This is a genomic window from Saccharothrix coeruleofusca (assembly GCF_014648515.1).
Classification (GTDB): domain Bacteria; phylum Actinomycetota; class Actinomycetes; order Mycobacteriales; family Pseudonocardiaceae; genus Actinosynnema; species Actinosynnema coeruleofuscum.
Genome location: NZ_BMRG01000018.1, coordinates 117,547 through 122,170, shown reverse-complemented (window position 1 = coordinate 122,170; position 4,624 = coordinate 117,547). Strand labels below are relative to the sequence as shown.

Annotated in this window: 3 protein-coding genes; 2 read left to right on the top strand and 1 reads right to left on the bottom strand. The window is 72.0% G+C overall.

Annotated features, from left to right (window positions below):
- Positions 1 to 241 precede the first annotated feature (241 nt).
- Positions 242 to 529 (top strand): hypothetical protein, encoded by a 288-nt coding sequence (locus IEZ00_RS30275; protein WP_189226776.1) that lies wholly within the window; start codon positions 242 to 244, stop codon positions 527 to 529.
- Positions 530 to 1,173: 644 nt separating this feature from the next.
- Positions 1,174 to 2,202: a hypothetical protein gene (locus IEZ00_RS30270; RefSeq protein WP_189226775.1), complete on the top strand. Its 1,029-nt coding sequence runs from the start codon at positions 1,174 to 1,176 to the stop codon at positions 2,200 to 2,202.
- A gap of 207 nt (positions 2,203 to 2,409) precedes the next feature.
- Here the strand turns inward: IEZ00_RS30270 and IEZ00_RS30265 are convergent.
- The coding region (locus tag IEZ00_RS30265; RefSeq protein WP_229796235.1) for an amidohydrolase family protein at positions 2,410 to 4,624 on the bottom strand (2,215 nt) is incomplete at its 5' end.

The window sequence follows — 4,624 nt, the reverse complement described above, 5'->3', positions numbered from 1 at the left end:
GGCAGCCACACCGCGCCCCCGGACTCCGCCGCGACCGAACCCACCAGGACGTACACCCCGGCACCGAGGATGTCACCGAGGATGAACAAGTACAGCAGGGGCGTGCTCGCGGCCCGGTTGAGGGAGATCGCCATGCTCGCCTTTACCCCTCGCGCGGCACGCCGAAGCGGCCCGCGCGGAACGGGCGCGGCGTGGAACGGACACGGCATGGAACGGACACGGCGCGGGTAACGCAGAGGACATGACGAATCAGGAGCCCCTGGACCTCGGCGCGACCGAACTCCCGGCGGAGGAGGAAGCACGCCTGCGGCGCGAGCACGACCTCGACCGTCCGGAGGTCTTCGACCGGCGCAACGGCGTCGAGGAGCGCGCCCGGACCAGGGCCGCCCTCCTGCCCGAAGAGGCCGAGTCGGGCAGCGCGGACCCGCAGGCCCAGGCACGCGAGGTGCTGCGCGATTCCGACCTGCGCACCGAGGTGCCCGAATCCGCGCCCGACACCGTCTTCGAGCGGCGCGAGTCCTCGGACTGACCTCAGGGTTGCGACGACGGTGCCGTGCCCCTCGGCGCCGTCGCGGGCACTTCCTCGTGCACCTCTGGGGCCTGATCTTCCCTGGCACACCGGTCATCCGTTGAGCGCTGAAGATGACTCTTCCTCCGTGGCCTTTTTCGTTCCGGCGGCCCGTTCGGACTAGTTTCAGTCAACACTGAAGTAATCAATATTACTGATTATTCCTCCAGTGCTCGGCTGGCGGATCCGCGCGCTGGCGCGCGCACCGAACGCGCCACCCCGCCCCCGCCCGACACCGCTCCCTGCCAGGGTGGCGTCCGTCCTGTTGAGACGACACGGAGAAGTCTTTCCACCGCAACGAGTCATGGCGACACGATCGGTGGAAGTCACCCCGCATGCGCACCGTCAGCGGCCCCTTATCCGATTCACATGGGCTGAACTGCGGATTCGAGCGGGTGAAGATCGCCACCTCATCCTTTTGGGCGGCAACTCTTCTTGGTCACTCACAAGCGGTGCGTTTCGCGCACGTGCCGTGATAACCGCTCTTCAGACCGGTTGTGACCGTCCAAACCCCGGTCACACGATGCGTTCACGCCACCAGCGGTGACGCTGATCAACGGTGACGATGAATCCGCATGGTGACTACTACACAAGGAGGTTGCCCCATGCGCAGCATCATTCGACTCTTCGCCACAGGCGCGGTGTCCCTACCGATGCTGATCGGCGCAGCGGGAATCGCTGCGGCGGGTACCGAGGAGGTCTACTACGAGGACACCTTCGCCGCGGCGGGGCCGGAGGGTGCCTATGGCGCCGGCGTCTACTCGGGCATCGGCGCGGAGGGGGAGGCCTACTACTGGGCAGGCCACGTGTGGGCGGGCCCGCACGGCGCGGGCACGTACGAGGTCGGTGCCTACGCCGACGCGGACGAGGCGCACTACTGGGAGGACTTCGCCTACGCGGGCGAACACGGTGCGGTGGCGGGTGGGACTCACAGCGGTGCGGTGATCGGCAACCCGCACCACGGTAGCTCAGGAGCGGCTGCGGGCGAGGCTGCCGCTGAGGAGCAGAAGCCCGCCGAGGAAGAGGCAGGTACCGCGGAGGAAGCCACCGCTGTCGAGGGCGAGACCGCCACCGCCGAGGAAGCCACCACTGCGGAGGAGGCCACCGCGGAGGAGGCCACCGCAGAGGAGGCTGCCGCCGAGCAGACCGCTACCGCCGAGGAGGCCACCGCGGAGGAGGCCGCCACCGAGCAGACCACCGCCACCGAGGAGCAGGCCGCCACCGCCGAGGAAGCCGCCACCACCGAGGAAGCCGCCACCACCGAAGAGCAGAAGCCCGCCGAGGAAGCCACCACCGAGGAGGAGCAGACCGCCACCGAGCAGACCACCGCCGCGGAGCAGACCACTGCCACCGAGCAGGCCACCGCCACCGAGGAGGCCACCGCGGAGGAGGCCGCCACCGAAGAGCAGAAGCCCGCCGAGGAAGCCACCACTGAGGAGGAGCAGACCGCCGCCGAGCAGACCGCCACCACCGAGGAGCAGGCCGCCACCACCGAGGAGGAGGCCGCCACCACCGAGGAGGAGCAGGCTGCCACCGCTGAGGAGGAAGCCGCTACCGAGGAGGAGGCCCACGAGGGTCAGCACGGACACGGCAGCCACCACGAGGGTCAGGGGCAGGCGACCGCGAAGCGTTGAATCAACCTGAACGGAATGCCTGATCGCGCGGCACCAGTGGTTCGACGGTCGCGTTGACGCGCCGTCGGACCAGCGCGCGGTCCACCGGCAGCCACGGCGTACGGCCGCCGGGCTGATCACTGGTGGGGTGGCGGGTCGTGCGTCCTCGCGGTACACGGGACGTGCGGCCCGCCACCCGTGCCGCGCGGGGCGGTGGTCGCTCTCCGGTCATTCACCGCAGCACGCGTGCACCGACCACTCCGGCTCGTGCCACCACTGCTCGGACGCGCCTGCCGCCGACGGCGCGGCGGGCAGCACCGGTCCGGCCTGTGCCGCGCCCGTCCGCCGGAACGGCTCCAGCAGGTCCGCCACCTGGTGCACCACGCCACCGACGACCACCCGCCGCACCGCCGCCGCGGCCCGGATGTCGGTCAGCGGGTCGCCCGCCACCAGCGCCACGTCGGCGTACGCGCCGGGGCGCAGCACGCCGACGCGCCCGGACAGGCCCAGCCACCGCGCCGGGTTGCGGGTGGCGGTGGTCAGCGCCTCGTACGGGGTGAAGCCGTACTCGACCATGGCCCGCAGGTTCTGGTGCAGCGACGTGGCGACGGCGTCCAGCGGCGAGTCGGTTCCGCAGATCACCAGCCCGCCGCCGCGGTGGATGCGCAGCACCATGTCCACCCAGCCCGCGAGGATCTCGCGCGACCACGGTGACGCGGGCGTGCCCGCGGCGGCGGCGTCGGCCACGTACCGCTCGTACTCCCACGGCGGGAACAACACCCTGGTGCGCTCGTCCTCCACCAACGACTTGTCCCGGTCCAGCAGCGCCCGCGACTGGAACAGCGTCGGCGTGATCGACATGCCGGAGCGCACGAACAGCTCCACCGCGTCCTGGTAGGACCGGCCGGTGCGGCTGACGGTGTGCGAGTAGCCCAGCCGGTTGGTGGCGCCGACGTGCTCCATGCCGTCCATGCCGAGGTTCGCGGCCGGGTACAGGTAGTGCGACGACAGCGGCACCCCCGCCCGGTGCGCCGCCTCAGCGGTGGTCCGCTGGAGTTCCACGGGCAACCGCACGTAGGTCTTGACCATGTCGTAGTCGAGTTCCAGCGCGCGTTTGAGCTCCAGGTCCAGCTGCGCCTTCGACCGCGTGGGGCGCATGAAGTTGTAGTAGACCCGCGAGCCGTCCACCGCCTCGCCAGTGCCCAGGAATCGCGGCCCGACGCGGGTGCCCGCTTCCAGCGCCTCGCGGGTTTCCAGCATCTGGTAGACCGGGTCGCCGGGCGAGCGGGTGGTGGTGATGCCGTAGGCCAGCCACAGCCTGCCCTGCCGGTCGCCCCACTGCCGCCCGCGCAGGTGCCAGTGGTTGTGCGCGTCGACCAGCCCCGGCATGGCCACCGAGTCGCGCGCGTCGACCACGCGCTCCCCCGGCGCTGCGCGGTGGGCGCGGACCTCGGCCACCCGGCCGTCCTCCAGCACCACGTCCACGTCCCGGCGCAGCCGCTCGGACTCGCCGTCCCACACCGCACCCGCGTGGATGACGGTGCGGTGCGGCGGCGCCTGCCTGCGCCAGGTGAAGTCCAGCCGGATGGTGCGCGGGGGCCCGCCACGCAGGCCGACCCGGCGCAGCACGCCGTTGCACAGGTACACCAGCGCGTCCGAGCCCGACCACGCCGGCGAGTCGGTCACCTCGTGGGTGACCTGCCTCGGCTCGCCGGTGAACCGCCCGGCGGCGTCCACCGCGACCACCCACGCCACGCTCTCCACGACGAACGCCAGCTGTCTGCCGTCGGGCGAGAACACCGGTCCGTCATCGCCCCTGGTGGACAGGGAGCGGAACGGCATGGGCTCGGCGTAGCGCAGCTCGCCGCCCGCCAGGTCGACGGTGAGGACCTGGCTGGTGCCCTCGCGGAACCGCCGGGAGAACGGCTTGACCGCGGCGAGCGCGAGCACCGCGCCGTCGGCGGACCAGCTCGGCCTGCCCGGCATGAACAGGGCGGGGGTGACCTGCCTGCGGGCCCCGGAGGCGATGTCGAGCACCCACACCGCGCCGTCGTGGTCGACGTAGGCGACGGAGCGGCCGTCCGGGGACACCCGCGGCGTGGTCTGCGCGCCCGGCGAGGCGCCGAGCCTGGTCTCCCGCCCGGTGGTCAGGTCCCGCGACCACAGCGCGGGCGTGCCGGTGCGGTCGCTGGAGTAGACCAGCGCGCGACCGTCCGGGGTGAAGTCCGGGTCGGAGTCGAAGTAGCCGCCGGAGGTCAGCTTGCGCGGCCTGCCGCCGAGGCGGGACACCACGTACAGGGCGTTGAGCGCGCGGAACGCGATCCGCGTTCCGTCCGGTGAGACGACCGGGCTCGCGATGCCGCGGACCCGCTGCGGGGCGCGGGAGTCCAGGTCGCGCACCCGGCGGTGGTACTCGCGCCGCGCCACCGGCACCTCGGCTTCG

Coding starts and splice junctions, on each gene's coding strand:
- IEZ00_RS30275 (WP_189226776.1), top strand. CDS start 242: ATGACGAATCAGGAGCCCCTGGACCTCGGCGCGACCGAACTCCCGGCG.
- IEZ00_RS30270 (WP_189226775.1), top strand. CDS start 1,174: ATGCGCAGCATCATTCGACTCTTCGCCACAGGCGCGGTGTCCCTACCG.